Source organism: Enterobacter sp. BIDMC 29 (genome assembly GCF_019378755.1).
Classification (GTDB): Bacteria; Pseudomonadota; Gammaproteobacteria; order Enterobacterales; family Enterobacteriaceae; genus Enterobacter; species Enterobacter ludwigii.
In genome coordinates, this window is the sequence record NZ_CP080000.1 from 4583825 (window position 1) to 4605527 (window position 21703).

The 21703-nt window shown below is 56.7% G+C and carries 23 protein-coding genes; 18 read left to right on the forward strand and 5 right to left on the reverse strand.

Annotated features, from left to right (window positions below):
* Window positions 1-2 precede the first annotated feature (2 nt).
* From ytfT to JTA15_RS19900, 3 genes are all read left to right on the forward strand, one after another.
* Window positions 3-1028: a galactofuranose ABC transporter, ATP-binding protein YtfT gene (gene ytfT / locus JTA15_RS19890; protein WP_025205793.1), complete on the forward strand. Its 1026-nt coding sequence runs from the start codon at window positions 3-5 to the stop codon at window positions 1026-1028.
* Window positions 1015-2016: a galactofuranose ABC transporter, permease protein YjfF gene (yjfF, locus tag JTA15_RS19895; protein WP_020882909.1), complete on the forward strand. Its 1002-nt coding sequence runs from the start codon at window positions 1015-1017 to the stop codon at window positions 2014-2016. The genes ytfT and yjfF overlap by 14 nt, the downstream gene beginning before the upstream one ends.
* Window positions 2017-2109: 93 nt before the next feature.
* Window positions 2110-3681, forward strand: coding sequence for a methyl-accepting chemotaxis protein (locus JTA15_RS19900; RefSeq protein WP_219372628.1), 1572 nt, complete (start codon window positions 2110-2112; stop codon window positions 3679-3681).
* Here JTA15_RS19900 and JTA15_RS19905 read toward each other — a convergent pair.
* Together JTA15_RS19905 and fbp are read right to left on the reverse strand one after the other, a co-directional pair.
* Window positions 3653-4009 carry a LysR family transcriptional regulator gene (locus tag JTA15_RS19905; protein ID WP_025205788.1) on the reverse strand — a complete coding sequence of 119 codons (357 nt, stop codon included), beginning with the start codon at window positions 4007-4009 and terminating at the stop codon, window positions 3653-3655. The genes JTA15_RS19900 and JTA15_RS19905 overlap by 29 nt on opposite strands.
* A gap of 148 nt (window positions 4010-4157) precedes the next feature.
* Window positions 4158-5156 carry a class 1 fructose-bisphosphatase gene (fbp, locus tag JTA15_RS19910; RefSeq protein ID WP_020882906.1) on the reverse strand — a complete coding sequence of 333 codons (999 nt, stop codon included), beginning with the start codon at window positions 5154-5156 and terminating at the stop codon, window positions 4158-4160.
* A gap of 197 nt (window positions 5157-5353) precedes the next feature.
* Here fbp and mpl point away from each other — a divergent pair, with 197 nt between their 5' ends.
* Window positions 5354-6730, forward strand: a complete 1377-nt coding sequence (mpl, locus tag JTA15_RS19915; protein ID WP_032681850.1) for a UDP-N-acetylmuramate:L-alanyl-gamma-D-glutamyl-meso-diaminopimelate ligase — start codon at window positions 5354-5356, stop codon at window positions 6728-6730.
* 92 nt (window positions 6731-6822) lie between these two features.
* On the opposite strand, the gene yjgA is transcribed toward mpl, so the two are convergent.
* Window positions 6823-7374: a ribosome biogenesis factor YjgA gene (yjgA, locus tag JTA15_RS19920; protein WP_014168373.1), complete on the reverse strand. Its 552-nt coding sequence runs from the start codon at window positions 7372-7374 to the stop codon at window positions 6823-6825.
* A gap of 95 nt (window positions 7375-7469) precedes the next feature.
* Here yjgA and pmbA point away from each other — a divergent pair, with 95 nt between their 5' ends.
* The 14 genes from pmbA to JTA15_RS19990 all read left to right on the forward strand — a co-directional run bounded on the left by pmbA (window position 7470) and on the right by JTA15_RS19990 (window position 18778).
* On the forward strand, window positions 7470-8822 hold the full coding sequence (gene pmbA / locus JTA15_RS19925) for a metalloprotease PmbA (RefSeq protein ID WP_020882904.1): 1353 nt from the start codon (window positions 7470-7472) through the stop codon (window positions 8820-8822).
* Window positions 8823-8862: 40 nt separating this feature from the next.
* Window positions 8863-9249, forward strand: a complete 387-nt coding sequence (cybC, locus tag JTA15_RS19930; protein WP_014168375.1) for a cytochrome b562 — start codon at window positions 8863-8865, stop codon at window positions 9247-9249.
* A 318-nt stretch (window positions 9250-9567) separates the two neighbouring features.
* Window positions 9568-9906, forward strand: coding sequence for a glycine dehydrogenase (locus JTA15_RS19935; RefSeq protein ID WP_014168376.1), 339 nt, complete (start codon window positions 9568-9570; stop codon window positions 9904-9906).
* A 10-nt stretch (window positions 9907-9916) separates the two neighbouring features.
* The gene (locus JTA15_RS19940) at window positions 9917-10279 is read left to right on the forward strand and encodes an SFCGS family glycine-rich protein (RefSeq protein WP_003830384.1); all 363 of its coding nucleotides are present in this window, start codon (window positions 9917-9919) and stop codon (window positions 10277-10279) included.
* Between the two features lie 2 nt (window positions 10280-10281).
* Window positions 10282-10581, forward strand: a complete 300-nt coding sequence (locus tag JTA15_RS19945) for a DUF4312 family protein (RefSeq protein ID WP_006810338.1) — start codon at window positions 10282-10284, stop codon at window positions 10579-10581.
* Window positions 10582-10603: 22 nt separating this feature from the next.
* Complete coding sequence (locus JTA15_RS19950; protein WP_014168378.1) at window positions 10604-11380, forward strand: DUF4311 domain-containing protein; 777 nt, start codon at window positions 10604-10606, stop codon at window positions 11378-11380.
* A gap of 13 nt (window positions 11381-11393) precedes the next feature.
* Entirely contained in the window at window positions 11394-12035 is a 642-nt protein-coding gene (locus tag JTA15_RS19955) for a DUF4310 family protein (RefSeq protein WP_014882285.1), read from the forward strand.
* 42 nt (window positions 12036-12077) lie between these two features.
* A complete protein-coding gene (locus JTA15_RS19960; RefSeq protein WP_219372629.1) occupies window positions 12078-13211 on the forward strand; it encodes an amidohydrolase/deacetylase family metallohydrolase in 1134 nt (377 codons plus the stop codon).
* Window positions 13195-14313, forward strand: coding sequence for a DgaE family pyridoxal phosphate-dependent ammonia lyase (locus tag JTA15_RS19965; RefSeq protein WP_049023696.1), 1119 nt, complete (start codon window positions 13195-13197; stop codon window positions 14311-14313). Before JTA15_RS19960 ends, JTA15_RS19965 begins: the two co-directional genes overlap by 17 nt.
* Complete coding sequence (locus JTA15_RS19970) at window positions 14310-15050, forward strand: KDGP aldolase family protein (protein ID WP_014168382.1); 741 nt, start codon at window positions 14310-14312, stop codon at window positions 15048-15050. Before JTA15_RS19965 ends, JTA15_RS19970 begins: the two co-directional genes overlap by 4 nt.
* Window positions 15051-15162: 112 nt before the next feature.
* A complete protein-coding gene (locus tag JTA15_RS19975) occupies window positions 15163-16299 on the forward strand; it encodes a lactonase family protein (RefSeq protein ID WP_219372630.1) in 1137 nt (378 codons plus the stop codon).
* Window positions 16300-16318: 19 nt separating this feature from the next.
* Complete coding sequence (locus JTA15_RS19980; RefSeq protein WP_014168384.1) at window positions 16319-18229, forward strand: transcription antiterminator; 1911 nt, start codon at window positions 16319-16321, stop codon at window positions 18227-18229.
* 77 nt (window positions 18230-18306) lie between these two features.
* Complete coding sequence (locus JTA15_RS19985) at window positions 18307-18549, forward strand: type II toxin-antitoxin system RelB/DinJ family antitoxin (RefSeq protein ID WP_020885404.1); 243 nt, start codon at window positions 18307-18309, stop codon at window positions 18547-18549.
* A complete protein-coding gene (locus JTA15_RS19990) occupies window positions 18539-18778 on the forward strand; it encodes a type II toxin-antitoxin system RelE/ParE family toxin (RefSeq protein WP_020885403.1) in 240 nt (79 codons plus the stop codon). Before JTA15_RS19985 ends, JTA15_RS19990 begins: the two co-directional genes overlap by 11 nt.
* A gap of 48 nt (window positions 18779-18826) precedes the next feature.
* Here the strand turns inward: JTA15_RS19990 and nrdG are convergent, their stop codons facing one another.
* Both nrdG and nrdD read right to left on the reverse strand, forming a co-directional pair.
* Window positions 18827-19291, reverse strand: a complete 465-nt coding sequence (gene nrdG, locus JTA15_RS19995) for an anaerobic ribonucleoside-triphosphate reductase-activating protein (RefSeq protein ID WP_219372631.1) — start codon at window positions 19289-19291, stop codon at window positions 18827-18829.
* A 138-nt stretch (window positions 19292-19429) separates the two neighbouring features.
* Window positions 19430-21568: an anaerobic ribonucleoside-triphosphate reductase gene (gene nrdD, locus JTA15_RS20000; RefSeq protein ID WP_219372632.1), complete on the reverse strand. Its 2139-nt coding sequence runs from the start codon at window positions 21566-21568 to the stop codon at window positions 19430-19432.
* Window positions 21569-21703 lie beyond the last annotated feature (135 nt).

The window sequence follows — 21703 nt, forward strand, 5'->3', positions numbered from 1 at the left end:
TCGTGATGCCCCGTTCGCTTCCGCAAACCGGTGCAACCAGGCGCCGCTTCACCTGGCCTACCGGCACGCCGCAAATTATCGCGTTGCTGCTGGTGCTGCTGATCGATAGCCTGGTCGCCCCGCATTTCTTTCAGATTATCGTGCAGGATGGCCGGCTGTTTGGCAGTCCGATAGACATTTTAAACCGTGCCGCCCCGGTGGCGCTTCTGGCCATTGGTATGACGCTGGTGATCGCCACCGGCGGGATTGACCTCTCCGTCGGTGCGGTGATGGCCATCGCCGGCGCCACGGCAGCGTCCATGACCGTCGCCGGGCACAGCCTGCCGGTGGTGCTGCTGGCTGCATTAGGTACCGGGGTGCTGGCCGGACTGTGGAACGGCATTCTGGTGGCGGTCCTGAAAATTCAGCCGTTTGTCGCCACTCTCATCCTGATGGTGGCCGGACGCGGTGTGGCACAGCTTATCACCTCGGGTCAGATTGTGACCTTCAACTCCCCCGGCCTGGCATGGCTTGGCAGCGGTAAGCTGTTCTTCTTCCCGACGCCGATCGTTATTGCGCTGGTCACATTAGTGGTGTTCTGGCTCTTTACCCGTAAAACGGCGCTGGGCATGTTCATTGAAGCGGTCGGAATTAACATCCGTGCGGCGCGAAACGCCGGGGTTAATACACGGCTGATGGTCATGCTGACCTACGTGCTGAGCGGAATTTGCGCCGCCATTGCCGGGGTGATCGTCGCGGCGGACATCCGTGGTGCGGATGCCAACAACGCCGGGTTATGGCTGGAGCTGGATGCGATCCTGGCGGTGGTTATCGGTGGCGGATCGCTGATGGGCGGGCGGTTTAATCTGCTGCTCTCGGTGATCGGCGCGCTGATTATTCAGGGTATGAATACCGGGATCCTGCTCTCCGGTTTTCAGCCGGAACTCAACCAGGTGGTGAAAGCGGTGGTCGTGCTCTGCGTGCTGATCGTCCAGTCGCCGCGCTTTGTCAGCATCATTAAAGGGATCCGTGGCCATGATAAAACGTAATTTACCGTTAATGATCACCCTGGGCGTGTTTGTGCTGGGTTATCTCTACTGCCTGACGCAATTCCCGGGCTTTGCCTCTACCCGGGTGATTTGCAACATTCTGACGGATAACGCCTTTTTAGGCATTATCGCCGTTGGCATGACCTTTGTGATCCTCTCCGGTGGGATCGATCTCTCGGTTGGGTCGGTGATCGCTTTCACGGGCGTATTCCTCGCAAAAGCGATCGGTTTCTGGGGGATCTCGCCGCTGCTGGCCTTCCCGCTGGTGCTGGTGATGGGCTGCGCGTTTGGCGCATTTATGGGGCTTTTGATCGACGCGCTGAAAATTCCGGCTTTTATTATCACCCTCGCCGGCATGTTCTTCCTGCGCGGCGTAAGCTACCTGGTCTCGGAAGAATCGATTCCGATTAACCATCCTGTCTACGACACGCTCTCCAGCCTGGCGTGGAAAATCCCCGGCGGCGGTCGTCTGAGCGCGATGGGGTTGCTGATGCTGGGCGTGGTGGTGGTGGGGATCTTCCTTGCCCACCGTACCCGGTTTGGTAATCAGGTCTATGCCATTGGCGGCAGCGCCACCTCGGCAAATCTGATGGGGATCTCCACCCGCAGCACCACAATCCGCATCTATATGCTCTCGACCGGACTGGCGACGCTGGCGGGGATCGTCTTCTCGATTTATACCCAGGCGGGTTATGCCCTGGCAGGGGTCGGGGTGGAACTTGATGCCATCGCCTCGGTGGTGATTGGCGGCACGTTGCTCAGCGGCGGCGTTGGCACGGTGCTGGGGACGCTGTTCGGCGTGGCGATCCAGGGGCTGATCCAGACCTATATCAACTTTGACGGCACGCTCAGTTCATGGTGGACCAAGATCGCCATTGGCATTCTGTTGTTTATTTTTATCGCTCTGCAGCGCGGCCTGACGGTGCTCTGGGAGAACCGACAAAGCTCGCCTGTTACCCGTGTAAACACTTCAGTAACAGAGCCATAACACGCTGAATTTGCTTAAAGTCTAAACATTTTCCGGTAGCGGCCGATACTCTTTTTTTATGCCCAGAAATATCTCGCTACCGGAAATAATATCATGCTTAAAACGCTATCGATTCGTACCGGCTTGCTCTCTTTACTGGCCGTTATGACCCTTCTGCTGCTGATTGTCAGCGGCATTGGCATTTATGCCCTCACACAGAGTTCTTCTTCACTCCAGCGCATCAACCACCTTCAGGGTGAGCAGATGGTGCAGCTTAATTCTGGCTATACCCTGATCCTGCGCGCGCGTAATGAAGCGGGTCAGGCGGTCCGGATGATGGAAATCGGCATGTTGGATGACGCGGCCAAATCGGTGAAAAACATCAATCAGGAGATTGCCCAGGCCCGTAATACGCTGAAAGGCGTGATCGACGGCGGGGTGGCGGATGAGCAGGGACAAAAACTGCTGGATAAGGTGGCCGCGAGCCTGGCGACCTATAACCAGCAGGGGATCGACCCGATGCTGAAAGCCCTGAACGATCAGAGCGCAGACAGCTATTACGATCTGCTGGAGAACACGCTGATCCCGGTGGCGGCGCAGTTTGATAATGATATGCAGGTCTTTCAGAAATGGAGCGAAGCGCGCGGGAAAGCGGAAGTGAAGGCCGTGCAGTCGAGCAAAAACCGGGTACTGATCCTGATCGTGGTGGCCGCGCTGCTGACGGCTGGCATTATTGTGCTGGCGTGGCTGGTACTGCGTCACATGCTGCTCAAACCGCTTTCGGCCTCCATTGCTCAGCTGGAGAACGTGGCGGCGGGCGATTTAACCCACACGCTGAATGACCCGGCGAGCCAGGAGTTTAACCGCCTGAACGCGGCCATTGAGGGGATGCGGCAGTCTCTGATGAACTCGGTTTTACGGGTACGTGATGCCAGCTCGCAAATTGATACCGGCAGCCGCGAGCTGACGGCGGGGAACATGGATCTTGCCCAGCGCACGGAATCCACCGCGACATCGCTTGAGCAGACGGCCGCCAGCATGGAAGAGATCACCGCCACGGTGAAACTCAATGCAGACAACGCCGAGCAGGCGCACCAGCTGGCGAAATCCGTGTCTGACACCGCCGATCACGGCAGCGAAATGGTCTGCTACGTCATTGAAAAAATGCGTGATATCGCCGGCAGTTCGGCACGCATCGCCGATATTCTGAGCGTCATTGACGGCATTGCCTTCCAGACCAATATTCTGGCGCTGAACGCCTCGGTGGAAGCGGCGCGCGCGGGTGAGCAGGGGCGCGGGTTTGCCGTTGTCGCCGGTGAAGTGCGAAACCTCGCCAGCCGCAGTGCTGACGCAGCAAAAGAGATCCGTTCGCTTATCAGTGATTCTCAGACCCACGTAAACGAAGGCAGCGAGCTGGCGCAGCAGGCTGGCGAAACGATGGATGAGATCGCAACAGAAGTACTGCGCATGACCAAACTGATGCGCGAGATTGCGACCGCGTCCCAGGAGCAGAGTCGCGGCATTGAGCAGGTGAATATTGCCGTGAATCAGATGGACGAAACCGCGCAGCAGAATGCGGCGCTGGTCCAGCAATCTTCTGCCGCGACGCGCTCGCTGGAAGAGCAATCGCGTCAGCTGATGGACGCCATGGCATCATTTAAACTGACGGCTCAGACAGCGGCATAATATTTTCCCGCCCCGGCGCATTCTGTGTCGGGGTTTTATGTGTCGCTGAATTTAATGCGCCAATATTATCGTGAATATCGCCCATTAATATTTCCAGAGACTGGGTTAATGCTAATGCATTTTCAGTCGGCTCAAGATATAACCCTTTGCGGAAAAATAGCGGCTCGTCAAACAGCTGATTAAAGCGTTTTAATGCCAGACTCACCGCGGGGCGCGACATCTCCAGACGTACAGAGGCTTTTGCCATACTGCCGCAGCGGACCACTTCAATAAAAACAGGGATAAGATTTAAATCAATGCCGGTATTAGCACGGGAATAATTTTTCATGACGATTAGGCTCCAGGAAATATTTGTCAAACTGTTATGGAAATAATGCAGGAGCAAAACCGAATATTAAAGCGTGTTTTTTATAAACACTTATACGGTAAAATATATAAATGAAGCGGGAAGCCTGAAGGGCTCCCCGTGTTATGGGTTATGCGTCCGGATACTCACGGATAAAACGTTCAACGTCATCAACCATATGAGTGTTGCCGACAAAGAACGAACGACGCTGGTGCAGGCTTTCCGGCACGATGTCCAGAATACGCTCTTTACCGTCGCTCGCCTTGCCGCCAGCCTGTTCGGCCAGGAACGCCATTGGGTTGCATTCATACAGCAGACGCAGCTTGCCGTCAGGGTGGCTTGCCGTGCTTGGGTAGAGGTAGATACCGCCTTTCAGCAGGTTGCGGTGGAAGTCAGCAACCAGCGAGCCGATATAGCGGGACGTGTACGGGCGCTGAGTGGCTTTATCTTCTTCCTGGCAGAACTTGATGTATTTCTTCACGCCGTTCGGGAATCGGATGTAGTTGCCTTCGTTGATGGAGTAGGTGTTGCCCTTCTCCGGGAAGCGCATACGTTCCTGACTCAGGCAGAAAACGCCCAGCGAGGGATCGTAAGTAAAGGCGTGAACGCCGCAGCCCGTGGTGTACACCAGCATGGTGGAGGAGCCATAAACGACGTAACCGGCCGCCACCTGGTTACTGCCCGGCTGCAGGAAATCTTCCTCTGTCACCGGCGTGCCAACAGGCGTGACGCGGCGGTAGATGGAGAAAATGGTACCGACAGAAACGTTAACGTCGATGTTAGAGGAACCGTCCAGCGGATCCATCAGCACAACGTATTTAGCATGTTCACACCCTTCGAAAACGACAATTTCATCTTCTTCTTCGGAGGCGATACCCGCCACGATGTCGCGCGCGCGCAGTGCAGCTTTCAGTTTTTCATTTGCGAACAGATCGAGTTTCTGTTGAACCTCGCCCTGAACGTTCTCGGCACCGCTGGCACCCAGGATATCGACCAGACCGGCCTTGTTGATATCACGGTGGATGATCTTAGCGCCCAGCTTTATTGCCGACAGCAAAGCAGTGAGTTCACCCGTAGCATGAGAAAACTCGTGCTGCTTTTCGACAATAAATTCACCTAACGTTTTCATAACACTTTCCCTGCATCTTTGTGAGTAGAGCGATTGTATGTTCACTAAAACGACTAAAGCCCAACAATCTTAACAAACATTCAAATATTAGCGCAGAGGTGAATCGCGCCAGCAATATACGGATTTACCTGAAATGCGTTTCGCTGTCGCTGACATGTGAGTAAAATGTGCGCCACATTGAAGAAGGATAGTGACGTATGCGCATTCATATATTGGGGATTTGTGGCACTTTCATGGGCGGACTGGCAATGCTGGCGCGCTCTCTGGGCCATGAAGTGACAGGTTCGGACGCCAATGTGTATCCGCCGATGAGCACGCTTCTGGAGAAACAGGGCATCTCTCTGATTCAGGGATACGATGCCAGCCAGCTGGATCCTGAGCCGGATCTGGTGATCATTGGCAACGCCATGACCCGCGGTAATCCGTGCGTTGAGGCGGTTCTGGAACGCAACATTCCGTTCATGTCTGGCCCGCAGTGGCTGCATGATTTCGTGCTGCGCGACCGTTGGGTCGTTGCCGTAGCCGGAACGCATGGCAAAACCACGACCGCCGGAATGGCGACCTGGATCCTCGAAGCCTGTGGTTATAAGCCAGGTTTTGTAATCGGGGGTGTACCGGGTAATTTCGATGTTTCTGCGCGTCTGGGTGACAGCCCGTTCTTCGTGATCGAAGCCGACGAGTATGACTGCGCGTTCTTCGACAAGCGCTCCAAGTTCGTGCACTACTGCCCGCGGACGCTGATCCTCAACAACCTTGAGTTCGATCACGCGGATATTTTTGACGACCTGAAAGCGATTCAGAAACAGTTCCACCATCTGGTGCGCATCGTTCCGGGTCAGGGCCGCATCATCCTGCCGGAAAACGACATCAACCTGAAGCAAACCCTGGCGATGGGATGCTGGAGCGAGCAGGAGCTGGTGGGCGAGCAGGGGCACTGGCAGGCGAAAAAACTCAATGCGGATGCCTCCGAGTGGGAAGTGCTGCTCGACGGCGAGAAAGTGGGTGAGGTGAAGTGGGGCCTGGTGGGCGAGCACAACATGCACAACGGCCTGATGGCGATTGCCGCGGCACGTCATGTGGGCGTTCAGCCTGCGGATGCGGCGGATGCGTTAGGCTCGTTCATTAACGCCCGCCGTCGTCTGGAGCTGCGCGGTGAAGCCCACGGCGTCACGGTGTATGACGATTTTGCGCATCACCCGACCGCCATTCTGGCGACGCTTGCAGCTTTACGCGGCAAAGTCGGCGGGACCGCCCGCATTCTGGCCGTGCTGGAACCGCGTTCGAACACCATGAAAATGGGCATCTGCAAAGACGATCTTGCGCCATCCTTAGGGCGTGCCGATGAAGTCTTCCTGCTGCAGCCGCAGCATATTCCGTGGCAGGTGGCCGAAGTGGCCGATGCCTGCATTCAGCCTGCGCACTGGAGTGCGGATGTGGATGCGCTGGCGGATATGGTGGTGAAATCCGCACAGCCTGGCGATCACATTCTGGTGATGAGCAACGGCGGTTTTGGTGGGATCCATCAGAAGCTGCTGGACGGTCTGGCGAAGAAAGCGCAGGCGGTCGCCGAGTAAAAAAAAGCCCGGTAGCGCTCACGCTTACCGGGCTTTTTCTCCCTCGCTCACAGGGAGAGGGGCGGGGTTAAGGGCACTCAACGATGCTGTGCTTACTCTTCGTTTTCAGACAGCTCACGCAGATACTGGAAAATCAGGCGTGCAGACTTCGGCGGCTTGTTCGCTTCTTTCTCTTTCTGGGCATTGCGGATCAACGAACGCAGCTGCTGGCGATCGGCATCCGGCCACAGGTTCAGTACTTCCGGTACCGCATCATCACCTTGTTCAATCAGACGATCGCGGATCTGCTCAAGCTTATGGAACAGCGCAACCTGCTGGTTGTGGCGGTTTTTCAGTTTGTCCAGCGCCTGGCGGATCGGTTCAACGTCACGCTGACGCAGCATTTTACCGATAAGCTGAAGCTGACGGCGACGGCCTTCTTTCTTGATTTTCTGTGCCAGTTCAATGGCATCGCGCAGATCCTGGTCGAGCGGGAGTTTATCCAGCGCGTTTTTACCCAGTTCTACCATTTCCGCGCCAAGCTGTTTTAACTCTTCGGCGTCACGTTTAATTTCACTTTTACTGACCCAGATGATCTCATCATCTTCGTCTTCGATGTCATCACCGGGAACGTCGTCGAGCCAGTCTTCGGGCTGCTTAGTCATGTCAGGCTCCTTAAAAAAAGAGGCTAATGTTACCAGTTAAGACGCGCACTGAAAAACGGTTCTCTGTTAGACTTCAATTAACTCTCTCTTACAGTATGGCATTTGCGATGAAAGTAACCTCACAAGTTGAAGCGCAGCGTAAGATTCTGGAAGAAGCCGTCTCCACCGCGCTGACGCTCGCTTCAGGTAAATCAGATGGCGCCGAAGTGGCGGTAAGCAAAACCACCGGCATCAGCGTCAGCACCCGCTACGGCGAAGTGGAAAATGTAGAATTCAACAGCGATGGCGCCCTGGGGATCACGGTTTATCACCAGAATCGCAAAGGCAGCGCATCATCGACCGATCTCAGCCCGGATGCCATTGCCCGTACGGTGCAGGCTGCGCTGGATATTGCGCGTTACACCTCGCCCGATCCTTACGCCGGCGTTGCCGACAAAGAGCTGCTGGCATTCGATGCCCCGGATCTCGATCTTTTCCACCCGGCGGAAGTGACGCCGGACGAAGCGATCGAACTGGCTGCCCGTGCCGAGCAGGCGTCTCTGAAGGCCGATAAACGCATCACCAATACCGAAGGCGGAAGTTTTAACAGCCACTACGGTATCAAAGTGTTTGGTAACAGCCACGGGATGCTGCAGGGCTACTGCTCAACGCGCCATTCGCTCTCCAGCTGCGTTATCGCTGAAGAGAATGGGGATATGGAGCGTGATTACGCCTACACCATCGGTCGCGCGCTGGGCGATTTGCAGTCTCCTGAGTGGGTTGGCGCAGAATGCGCGCAGCGCACGCTGTCCCGTCTGTCGCCACGTAAACTCTCCACCATGAAAGCCCCGGTCATTTTTGCCAATGAAGTGGCGACCGGCCTGTTTGGCCACCTGGTGGGGGCGATTGCCGGGGGCTCCGTTTACCGTAAATCGACGTTCCTGCTCGACTCGCTGGGCAAGCAGATCCTGCCGGAATGGTTGACCATTGAAGAGCATCCGCACCTGCTGAAAGGGCTGGCCTCGACGCCGTTCGACAGCGAAGGTGTGCGCACCGAGCGCCGCGATATCATCAAAGACGGCATTCTGACGCAGTGGCTGCTGACCAACTACTCTGCGCGCAAGCTGGGGCTGAAAAGCACCGGTCACGCGGGCGGCATTCACAACTGGCGAATCGCGGGTCAGGGCCTGAGCTTTGAGCAGATGCTTAAAGAGATGGGCACCGGTCTGGTCGTCACCGAGTTAATGGGCCAGGGCGTAAGCGGCATTACCGGCGATTATTCGCGCGGCGCGGCGGGCTTCTGGGTTGAGAACGGTGAAATTCAGTATCCGGTAAGCGAAATTACCATCGCCGGCAACCTGAAAGACATGTGGCGCAATATTGTTACTGTCGGTAACGATATTGAAACACGTAGCAATATACAGTGTGGTTCAGTCCTCTTACCGGAGATGAAAATCGCCGGGCAGTAATACCCGTAAAGGCGTTTAATAATAAAAAAGGAAGTGAGCAATGCGTAAACACCTGTTAGCGATCGTCGCAGCGTCAACGCTGGTTCTTGGTTCTTCTGCGTTTGCTGCCGATCTTGAAGACGACATGGGCATCCTCAGTGAAAACCTGAAGGTGGTGCAGAAAACGGACAATGCGGCGGAAATGAAAGGCGCATTGACCAAAATGCGTGAAGCGGCACTGGACGCGCAGAAATCCACGCCGCCAAAGCTGGAAAATAAAGCGGCAGACAGCGCTGAGATGAAAGACTACCGCCACGGCTTTGACGTGCTGGTCGGTCAGATTGACGGCGCACTGAAGCTTGCCAACGAAGGCAAAGTGAAGGAAGCCCAGGCGGCAGCTGACCAGTTTGTGACCACGCGTAATACCTATCACAAAAAGTATCGTTAATTCTCGGTACGCGCTTTCCCCGTGCGGGGGCGGTTAATCGCCCCCGCATGTTTGCTCTCCGGGCATAAGAAAACCTTATCCACCTCACATATTTGCACGCCTGCCCATAATCTTTTTCGCTCCCACGCCCCCTTAATTGCCGTCAGATAGCGTGATATTCATCACGTAAATACAGTGATTTATCTATATTCAGCATATTTATGTGGCACAGATCACTGCCGGTGCTCGCCTTTCCACTTCGAAGTGGAAAACAACTCGCTACAAACAATTCCCCCCCAACGTTAGTTTTATTCCAGAGCCATTAACGGGGTAAGACGAGTGATTAACGGAGCGGTAATGAATGACGTTGGAGATCAGGCGGTGCAAACAGAGCAGCTCGCTAACACCATGCTGGCGCAGGTGTATGCCCTGCTGGCCCGGCACAACATCATCCCCAACGCAGTACAGGAACAGATGCTCACCTCCCACGTTCGCGCGATGGCGCACCGGTCCGTGACCGGCGAGCCGCTGCCGGAGGTTGAAGCCGAGCTGTTCGACGAAATTTCTCCCGATTCAATGCGGCTTGCCCGTGAAGTGGTCGCGCAGTTTGGCAACCTTCCTGATGAAGAGGCCTGGCTGCTCTCCGTTCACTTCGAAGTCGCGAAAGACAACCTTTAAGGAGCAACACATGGAACAGATTACAGTCGTGATTGGCGATCGCCTGGGTAAAGGTCAGAAAGTGGCGGCAGGCGTTGAAAAAGCCGGTGGACGCGCGGTTGTCGTGCCGGGTGTGGCAGCCGACATGAAGCTCGGGGACGTGATGAAAGCGGAAAATGCCACCTTCGGCATCTCCTTCTGCGGCAGCGGCGGCGCGGGTGCCATCACCGCACAAACCAAATATGGCTACAAAGCCAAATACGGCATGCGTTCAGTGGATGAAGGCGTCACCGCCATCAATGAAGGCTGCAATGTGCTGGGCTTTGGCTTTATGGATAAAGAAGAGCTGGGTGAGCGTCTGGTTCAGGCGTGGCAGAAGAAACACGGCGCATAAGCATGAAAGAACAGTTCACAACCACGGTGAGAGTGAAGGGCAAAGGCGACGCTAAAGCGCGCGCCTTTGCTGATGCGCTCAACCACGTTCAGGCCGCGGTGATGAAAGCCTCACCGCATATCTTACTGCGTATTGAGCCACAGGATGTGCAGGTCGTTCAGGCGCAAGAAGCGGTGCGTAAAGAAGCTTTTCTGTTCTTCTTTCTGCGCCGGGAAAGACGCACCTACAGCGTGGAGCTGGATGTGACCGTCAACGTGACTGCCATCAATCTCGACCAGGTGGATTTCGTCACGCAACGCTGATTATTCATAAAAGGGCAGACTGATGTTCTTAATTATATTAATAAAATCGCTCATCATTGGCGGCCTGGTTGGCGTCGGTGTGGGGGCCGGGGCTGCACGCATGTTTCATGCGCCTACCACTCAGGGTATGGGCGCGTTTCGTACGTTGGGGGAACTGAACTCCTGTGAAGGGGATCCGGCTTCTCACTTCTCCTTTGGGTTAGGCTTCTTCTTTAACGCCTGGGCCTCTTCCGTGGCCGCAGGGGCATTCACACAGGACGTTGACCACCGCATCATCCCGAACTGGGGTGCTGCAGCACTGATGATTAAAAACCGTAACGTCGGCGAAACGCTGCACGATCCGCGCAAAATGGCGATTGCCTGCGGCGTAATCGGCATGATTGTCGTCACCTTCCTTAACCTCACCGCCTCTTCTGTTCCGGCTGCGCTTCAGGTAACCGCCGTGAAGGTGCTGGTGCCTGCGGCAAACCTGCTGGTCAACACCGTGATGCCGGTGATCTTCTGGCTGGCCGCCATCGATGCGGGTAAAAAATCGGGCTTCTGGGCCACCATTTTTGGCGGCGCGGCGCAGCTGATCATGGGTAACGCCGTACCGGGTCTGGTGCTGGGTATCCTGATCGGTAAGGGCGTTGAAGAGAGCGGATGGAACCACGTCACCAAAGTGATGATGGCGGCCATCGTGGCGCTGTTCGTGCTGAGCGGTTTCTTCCGTGGCTTCGACATGAAGATGATCGAATCCTTCCATCTTACCGTGCCGAACTGGCTCGACATGATCCACAACGCGCTCAGCGGTAAATAACAGGAGCCTCGACATGGAACAGAATAAAGGTTTTTGGTATGCCGACTGGTCGTTCCCGATCTTCGTTGGCCTGCTCTCTTCCGGTGTTTTCGCCGGGACGCATATGTACTACCTCTACGGCATCGGCGCGTTCAACGAAGTGGCCTTCGTGGCGATGCTGAAAGCGGGGATGGATACTGGCGTTTACGGCGCGGTGGCGGCGTTCGGTGCGAGCTTCCTGTTCGCCCGTATTATCGAAGGGTCGCTGGTCGGTATCCTTGATATCGGCGGGGCGATCCAGACCGGGGTGGGCCTCGGGGTTCCGGCGCTGCTGCTGGGTGCGGGCATCATGTTCCCGGTGACCAACTTTATCGCCGCGCTGATCACCGGCCTGGTGATTGGCCTGGCAATTGGCTACGTCATCATCCTGGCGCGTAAGTTCACCATCAATCAGAGCAACTCCACCTACGGGGCGGACGTGATGATGGGGGCCGGTAACGCCTCCGGTCGTTTCCTCGGGCCGTTGATTATCCTCAGCGCCATGACCGCCTCCATTCCTATTGGCGTCGGCTCTCTGGTGGGTGCGCTGCTGTTCTATATCTGGCAGAAGCCGATTACCGGTGGCGCCATTCTCGGTGCAATGATTCTGGGCTGGCTGTTCCCGGTCGCCCTTTAATGCCCGCGGGCGCCCCGGCGCCCGCCTTATCAGGAGATCCTCATGTTTGATTTACTCCTGCGCCGTGCGCGCCTCACCGACGATACCCTGACCGATATCGCCATTCAGGACGGAAAAATCGCGGCGCTGGGCGACATTACCGCGCCCGCCCGCAAAACGGTTGAGTTGAACGGTGAAGTGTTCGTCAGCGCAGGCTGGATTGACTCCCACGTTCACTGCTACCCGAACTCCCCTATTTATCACGACGAACCGGACAGCGTGGGCATCGCCACCGGCGTGACCTCGGTGGTGGATGCCGGCAGTACCGGCGCGGATGACGTGGACGATTTTTATGAAATCACCCGTAAAGCCTCAACCGACGTTTATGCCTTACTGAACATCTCCCGCGTGGGGCTGATTGCCCAGAACGAACTGGCCAATATGGCCAACATTGATGCGAAGGCCGTGAAGCAGGCCGTTACGCGCTACCCGGATTTTATCGTTGGCCTGAAAGCGCGCATAAGCAGCAGCGTGGTTGGCGAAAACGGCATAACGCCGCTTGAGCGCGCGAAAGCCATCCAGAAAGAGAACGGCGACCTGCCGCTGATGGTGCACATTGGCAACAACCCGCCCAACCTCGATGAAATTGCCGACCTGCTCAGCTCAGGCGACATCATCACCCACTGCTACAACGGCAAGCCGAACCGCATTCTGACGCCATCCGGTGAACTGCGTGCGTCTATCACCTCCGCCCTGAAACGCGGTGTGCGCCTGGACGTCGGGCACGGTACGGCGAGCTTTAGCTTTGAGGTGGCGAGACGCGCCATTGCGATGGGCATTTTGCCACACACCATCAGCTCGGATATTTACTGCCGCAACCGCATTAACGGCCCGGTAGGGTCGCTGGCAAGCGTGATGTCGAAGTTTCTCGCCATCGGCATGTCGCTGCCGCAGGTGATTGAGTGCGTCACCGCGAACGCCGCCGACGGGCTGCGTCTGACGCACAAAGGCCGTATTCAGCCAGGTCTTGATGCTGACCTGACGCTGTTCACGATAAAACGCCAGCCAACGCTGCTGGTGGATGCTGAAAATGACAGCCTGCAGGCTGAACACATTCTGGTGCCGCTTGCCGCCATCCGCGCAGGCAAGGGCTACATGACCGAACAAGGGAGCACGGAACATGCCTTCGATTTATGAGAAGTATCACTTAAAGCAAGTCATCAACACCTCAGGCCGTATGACGGCGCTGGGTGTCTCCACGCCGCGCCCGGACGTGGTGCAGGCGGCGATGGATGGCATGAATCACTATTTCGAGATGAAGGATCTGGTCAACAAAACCGGCGAATACATCGCGAAGCTGCTGGATGTGGAAGGGGCGACGGTGGTCTCCTGCGCGTCAGCGGGCATCGCCCAGTCCGTGGCGGCGGTGCTGGTCAAAGACAGCGACTGGCTGCTGGAGAACCTGCACGTCACCCCGATTGAGAACAACGAAATCGTGCTGCCGAAAGGCCATAACGTTAACTTTGGCGCACCGGTAGGCACCATGGTGGCGCTGGGCGGCGGCAAGCTGGTGGAAGCGGGCTACGCGAACGAATGCTCCGCCGATCAGCTGGCGGCGGCCATCACGCCGCGTACCGCGGCCATTCTTTACATCAAGTCTCACCACTGCGTGCAGAAAAGCATGCTCAGCGTAGAGCAGGCGGCGGTGGTGGCGCGTAAGCACGATCTGCCGCTGATCGTGGATGCGGCCGCGGAAGAAGATCTTCACGTTTACTACCGCGCCGGTGCCGATCTGGTTATCTACAGCGGTGCGAAAGCGATTGAAGGGCCAACCAGCGGGCTGGTGATCGGCAAAACGCAGTATGTTGAGTGGGTGAAACGCCAGACGGCGGGGATTGGCCGCGCAATGAAAGTGGGTAAGGAGGGGATCCTCGGCCTTACCTGTGCCATCGAACACTACCTGACGGCGACCAAAGAGAGCGGCGAAGAGATGGTGGCGAAGATGACGCCCTTTATTGACGCGCTTAATACCCTTAACGGCGTGACGGCACGCGTGGTCTGGGACAGTGCCGGTCGTGATATCGCCCGTACCGAGATTAAGTTTGATGAAGCCACCACCGGTGTTGGCACCGGCGACCTGGTGACCGCGCTGAAGCAGGGCGAGTATGCCATTTATTTCCGTGGCTATAAGGCCAACGAAGGGATTATCGAAGCGGACGTGCGCAGCGTGAATGCCGATCAGCTGAACATTGTTTATCGCCGCATGAGTGAAGTGTTAGGACAGGAGAAAAAGGCATGAAACTGACCCCCAACTTTTACCGTGACCGCGTCTGCCTGAACGTGCTGGCAGGATCGAAAGCCAACGCCAGCGCCATTTACGAGGCGGCGGAAGGCCACGTGCTGGTGGGCGTGCTCTCCAAAAATTACCCGGATGTCGCCAGTGCGGTTGCCGATATGCGCGACTACGCTCAGCTTATCGATAATGCGCTCTCTGTGGGCCTCGGCGCGGGCGATCCGAACCAGTCCGCGATGGTCAGTGAGATCGCCCGTCAGGTGCAGCCGCAGCACGTTAACCAGGTGTTCACCGGTGTGGCAACCAGCCGTGCGCTGCTGGGGCAGAGTGAATCCGTGGTCAACGGCCTGGTCTCTCCGACCGGCACCGTTGGCAAGGTGAAAATCTCCACCGGTCCGTTGAGCAGCACGGCGCCGGACGGCATTGTGCCGGTTGAAACCGCGATTGCCCTGCTGAAAGATTTTGGCGGCAGTTCCATCAAATACTTCCCGATGGGAGGCCTGGCGTGCCGGGACGAATACCAGGCAGTGGCGGAAGCCTGCGCCCGTCACGATTTCTGGCTGGAGCCGACCGGTGGGATCGATCTGGAGAACTATGAAGCGATCCTGCAGATCGCCCTTGATGCGGGCGTGAGTAAAATCATTCCGCATATCTACAGCTCGATTATCGACAAAGCCAGCGGCGACACGCGTCCGGAAGATGTGCGTACGCTGCTGGAGATGACGAAGAAGCTGGCTAAGTAGTCTTTACCCCTCACCCCGGCCCTCTCCCCAAAGGGGAGAGGGTGTAATCGTCCCCTCTCCCCTTTGGGGAGAGGGTGAGGGGCACAAACCGCACAAAACCAAAGGAGCCACCATGCACACCCGTAACCTGCTTGTCGCTTCACTCTCGTTACTCGCTACCACCGCCATCGCCCAGACGCAGTACGCCTGGGTGGGAAGCTACAACCCGAACGGCGAGGGGCTGTACCGCTTTACCCTCGACCCGCAAACCGGTGCGCTCGCGAATAAAACGCTGGTCAGCACGCTGCCAAACGCCGCGCAGCTCACCGTCTCGCAGGATGGTAAGACGCTCTATCTGGCGAGCGAAGTGGAGCAGGGCGTGGTGCAGGCGCTGCGCGTGGGCGATAACGGCGAACTGAGCGAGCTTAATCAGGTGGCGTCCGGCGGTGCAGGGCCGGTCTATCTCTCCCTGACGCCAAAGGGTCACCACCTGCTGGTGGCGAACTACGTCAGCGGCTCGATTGCTGTTCTGCCCGTTAATGCAGACGGCAGTCTGGGGGAGGCCTCGGACACGCATCAGAATCGGGGAGAGCCGGGCGCGGCGAAACCGGTGGCGGCGGTGGAAGGCAGTTTTGCCATTAGCGATCACAATGGCCCTCATGCGCACATGATCGCCGCCGATCCGCGCGGGAAATACGTTTTTTCTACCGATCTGGGCCTGGATCGTATCTACCAGTACCGTTTTGACGATCAAACAGGCAAGCTGACGCCGAACGATCCGCCGTTTATCAGTGCCTCCTCGAAAGGGGCCGGTCCGCGGCATTTCGTCTTTACGCCGAAAGGCGATGCGTTATGGCTGATTAACGAAGAGGCATCCACGCTCACGCACTATACGCTGGATGCCCGGGGCAGGCTGCAGGAGGGGAAAACCCTCTCCGCCCTGCCACACGGCTACAAAGGCACCAGCTTTGCCGCCGGGCTGGCACTCAGTGCCGATGGCAAACAGCTGTATGTGGCTAACCGTTTGCATAACAGCATCGGGCACTTTACCGTAACAGCGGATGGCACGCTGACGCATCAGGATGATGTGTGGACGCGTGGTGATTACCCGCGCACCCTGACGCTCGACAAACAGGGGCGCTGGCTGTACGTCATGAATCAGCGCAGCGACAACATTACCCGTTTTCGCGTGGCGCAGGACGGCAAACTCAGCGCCGAGCCGGACTATACCCCGGTCGGCAGCCCATCCCAGATGGTCATTTCACCCTAAGCCGTAAGAGGACAACCCCGTGCGATTTCCGAACCAACGTTTAGCGCAACTTTTCGATCTGTTGCAAAACGAGACGCTGCCGCAGGACGAACTGGCGCAGCGGCTGTCGGTCTCCACGCGAACCGTCCGCGCTGATATCACCGCCCTGAACGCGCTGCTGGCGAGTCACGGTGCGCAGTTTATTCTCAGCCGCGGCAATGGCTATCAGCTCAAAATTGACGATGCAGAACGCTATCAGCAGCTTCAGTCCTCACACCCGCGCGCGCTGCGCATTCCCCGCACCGGGCCGGAGCGCGTGCACTATCTGGTGGTCCGTTTTCTTACCTCCGCGTTTTCGCTCAAGCTGGAGGATCTGGCAGATGAGTGGTTTGTCAGCCGTGCGACGCTGCAAAGTGACATGGTGGAAGTGCGCGAGTGGTTCCACCGTTACAACCTGACGCTGGAAACTCGACCGCGCCACGGCATGAAGCTGTTTGGCAGCGAGATGGCGACCCGCGCCTGTCTCACCGATCTGCTCTGGGAGCTGGCACAGCAGGATAGCCTGAACCCGCTGGTGACCGACGTTGCGCTCAATGCGGGGGTGGCGGAGCAGATGGTTCCCGTGCTGCACGATGCGCTGACGCGACATCACATTCGTCTGACTGACGAGGGCGAGCTGTTCCTGCGCCTGTACTGTGCGGTGTCGGTGCGTCGTATCAGCGAGGGCTATCCGCTGCCGGAATTTCACGCAGAAGATGTGGCCGAGAATGTCCGTGAGGCGGCGAAAGACATCGCTGTGACCATTCAACAGCTGGCGGATAAAGCGCTTTCGCCTTCAGAAGAGAGCTGGCTCTGCGTTCACATCGCGGCACGTCAGATCCAGGAGATTGCCCCCAGTGCCATTAATGCCGATGACGACGAAGCGCTGGTCAATTACATCCTGCGCTACATCAATACCCACTATAACTACAACCTGCTCAGCGACGAGCAACTGCATGCGGATCTGCTCACCCACATCAAAACCATGATCACCCGCGTGCGCTATCAAATCATGATCCCTAATCCGCTTCTGGATAACATCAAGCAGCACTACCCGATGGCGTGGGATATGACCCTCGCGGCAGTGTCGAGCTGGGGGAAATACACGCCGTATGTGATCAGCGAAAACGAGATCGGTTTCCTGGTGCTGCATATCGGTGTCGGGCTGGAGCGCCACTACAACATCGGCTACCAGCGTCAGCCGCGCGTGCTGTTAGTTTGCGATGCCGGGAATGCGATGGTCCGGATGATTGAAGCGGTGTTGCAGCGCAAATATCCGCAAATTGAGGTGACCCGCACGCTCACGCTGCGCGAGTATGAGCTGGCGGAACCGATCGGCGAAGACTTTGTTATCTCGACCGCCCGGGTGAGCGAAAAGTCTAAACCGGTGGTGATGATCGCCCCGTTCCCGACGGACTACCAGCTTGAGCAGATAGGTAAGCTGGTGCTGGTGGACCGAACCCGCCCGTGGATGCTGGATAAATACTTCGATGCCGCCCATTTCCGCATTATTGACAGGCCGATTGACCAGCAAACGCTGTTCCGGGAGCTGTGCGAGCAGCTCGAAGAAGAGGGGTTTGTTGGCGCGGAGTTTCTGGATTCGGTCGTGGAGCGAGAGGCCATCGTCAGCACCATGCTGGGCGACGGCATTGCGCTACCGCACTCCCTCGGGCTACTGGCACAAAAAACGGTGGTTTACACCGTGCTGGCACCGCAGGGTATTGCCTGGGGGGATGAAACTGCCCACGTGATTTTCCTGCTCGCCATTAGCAAGCGCGAGTACGAAGAGGCGATGGCGATTTACGATATTTTCGTGACTTTCCTGCGTGAGCGCGCCATGTCACGGCTGTGCAGTTGCAATGATTTCGCTGGGTTTAAAGCGGTGGCGATGGAGAGTGTGAGCCGGTTTTGAGAGACGTTATCCAGAATTCGATGTAATGCAAATGTAATGCTAAGATGCATTACACATTCGATTTCACTGGAGGCATAATGGCCACGCTGAACGTCCGTCTGGATGACAAACTCAAAAACGAGGCTTATGCCGTGCTTGAAAAACTCAATATCACGCCAACGGAAGCCGTTCGGTTACTGTTTCAGTACGTTGCGGAGACGGGGCGTATGCCGGTGAAAACGGTCACTGTTAGCGACAGTGAAGATGAACTCATACAGACAGTCCGGGAGCGGCTGGCTAATCCGCAAAAAGGAATTAAGGTTAGGCTGGATGACTTATGAACTCGTATTTGATCCGAGGGCGTTCAAGGAGTGGACCAGGCTGGGTGATACCGTAAAAAATCAGTTTAAGAAGAAGCTTGCGAACGTGTTGGTGAACCCCAGGGTTGAATCGGCTCGCCTGCATGGCCTGCCTGATTGCGACAAGATAAAACTCAGATCCCAGGGTTATCGTTTGGTCTATCAGGTTCAGGACAACGTTGTGACGGTATGTGTTATTGCTATCGGTTAGAGAGAGAAATCAGCCGTTTCTCATGACGCAAACAAACGGCTTTAGCGATCACCGCAAATGATGCACAACCTGGTTGCTGCTGCCGCGCCAGATCAGCGCAGGGTCTTTTAAATCCTGCACAAACTTGCCGTCAACCAGTACGTTAATCAAATCCACCACTTCCCTCTGCTCAGCATTCAGTTCTTCGAGCTTATAACCCGTCCAGACCCAGATATCCTTTCCTGCACATTCGCGGCGAATGCGTTTTATCAGCTTCAGAATGTCCGGCACGTTTTGCGGGTGAAGCGGGTCGCCACCGGAGAGTGAAATCCCCTGGCGGGGAATGCGCTTGTCGTTGAGATCGTTGATGATCCGCTGTTCCATTTCCGCGGTGAACGGCAGGCCTGAATTCAGGCGCCAGGTGCTTTTGTTGTAACAGCCGGGGCATTCATGGACGCAGCCTGAGACAAACAGGGTGCAGCGGGTGCCGGGGCCGTTGACGATGTCGACGGGATAGTATTGATGATATCGCATAAGAAGATGTCCAGAGTGTTTGTGCGCGGGTGCCCTCACCCCAGCCCTCTCCCACAGGGAGAGGGGGAAAACGTAGGTGCGCGTTCGGTTCCCTCTCCCGGAGGAAGAGGGGTAGGGTGAGGGGAAACCCCCGACGCCTTAACCGATCTGCCCATTCCCCAAATGTTTCACGCGTCGCTTAACCTCTTCCTGCTTACCGGCGTTAAACGGACGCGCATCGGGACTTCCGAGATAGCCACACACGCGGCGGGTCACCGAGACGCGAGCCGCATCGTGGTTACCGCATTTCGGGCAGGTGAAGCCTTTGCTGGTGCACTCAAACTCACCGGTAAAGCCACACTCGTAGCACTCGTCAATCGGGGTGTTGGTCCCGTAATACGGTACGTGCTGATAGCTGTAATCCCAGACATCTTCCAGCGCCTTCAGGTTGTGCTGAATGTTAGGATACTCGCCGTAGCAGATGAAGCCACCGTTCGCGACGGGCGGATACGCGGCTTCAAAGTCGATCTTGTCGTAAGGGTTCACCTTCTTCTCCACGTCGAGGTGGAAGCTGTTGGTGTAGTACCCTTTGTCGGTTACCCCTTCGACAATGCCAAATTCAGCGGTATCCAGGCGGCAGAAACGGTCACACAGGTTTTCACTCGGGGTGCTGTACAGGCTGAAGCCGTAGCCGGTTTCGTCTTTCCACTGGTCAACCGCATCGCGCAGACGCTGAACAATGGCAACACCTTTTTCACGCAGGGCGTCGCTGTCATACATGTGCTGGTTGCCGAACAGCGCGTTGATCGTTTCGTGAATACCGATGTAGCCCAGAGAAATCGACGCGCGACCATTTTTGAAGATCTCCGACACGTCATCGTCCGCCTTCAGGCGCACGCCGCAGGCCCCTTCCATATACAGGATGGGCGCAACGCGGGCTTTCACCCCTTCCAGACGCGCGATACGGGTCATGAGGGCCTTTCGTGCGAGCTGCAGACGTTCGTCCAGTAGCGCCCAGAAGGCCGCTTCGTCGCCTTTGGCTTCGAGGGCGATACGCGGCAGGTTGAGGCTGATCACGCCGAGGTTGTTACGGCCGTCGTGAACCTGTTCGCCGTTTTCGTCTTCATACACGCCGAGGAAGCTACGGCAGCCCATCGGCGTTTTAAACGAGCCGGTCACTTTGACTACCTGGTCGTAGTTCAGGATGTCCGGGTACATGCGCTTGCTCGCACACTCCAGCGCCAGCTGTTTGATGTCGTAGTTAGGATCGCCAAACTTGTGGTTCAGGCCGTCGCGGATAGCGAACACCAGTTTCGGGAACACCGCTGTCTTACGGTTTTTACCAAGCCCGGAGATACGGTTGCGCAGGATAGACTGCTGAATCAGGCGTGATTCCCAACTGGTACCCAGACCAAAACCGAAGGTCACAAACGGCGTCTGACCGTTGGCGGTATGCAGGGTGTTCACCTCGTATTCCAGCGACTGGAACGCGTCGTAGCACTCTTTTTCGGTACGGGAGTGCGCGTAGCCCTCGGCGTCCGGGATTTGCCACTCTTCAGCGGTTTGACGGTGTTTATTGAAGCTTGCCGTGACGAACGGTGCCAGTACTTCATCAATGCGGTTAATGGTGGTGCCGCCGTAAATATGGCTGGCGACCTGAGCGATAATCTGCGCCGTGACCGCAGTGGCCGTGGAGATGGATTTTGGCGGCTCAATCTCGGCATTCCCCATTTTAAAACCGTGGGTCAGCATGCCTTTCAGGTCGATGAGCATGCAGTTGAACATCGGGAAGAAGGGCGAGTAATCGAGATCGTGGTAGTGGATCTCACCGCGCTCATGCGCCGAGACCACGTCGCGCGGCAGCAGGTGCTGACGGGCATAGTGTTTGGCAACAATACCGGCCAGCAGGTCGCGCTGGGTGGGGATCACTTTGCTGTCTTTGTTGGCATTTTCATTCAGCAGGGCGGAGTTGGTCTGCTCCACCAGGCCACGAATCTCCTGATTAAGACGACCGTGTTTCTCACGCTGAACGTCCCGATCGTGGCGGTATTCGATATAGGCGCGGGCTAACTGCTTGTAGGGGCCCGCCATCAGCTGGTTTTCAACCGCGGTCTGGATCTCATTGATATCGACCTGGCTGCGTTCGTTCATCTGGCTGCTAACGACTTCTGCGACGGTGGCGCAGTAATCTGCGTCATCGACACCCGCTGCTTTAGCTGCACGCAGAATGGCTTCCTGGATGCGCTCTGATTTAAACGGCACTTTACAGCCATCACGTTTCATCACATGCGGTGTCATGATCACTCCATTTTTAAAAACAGGTTATCCACAAAGGTGGAGAAGTGTTCACCGGGCGTATTGTCAGCCAGGCCAGAGACTTCCCACGTTCCCAACGCGTGTTATCCACAATTCCGGAGAGCTGAGTCGCCGTCT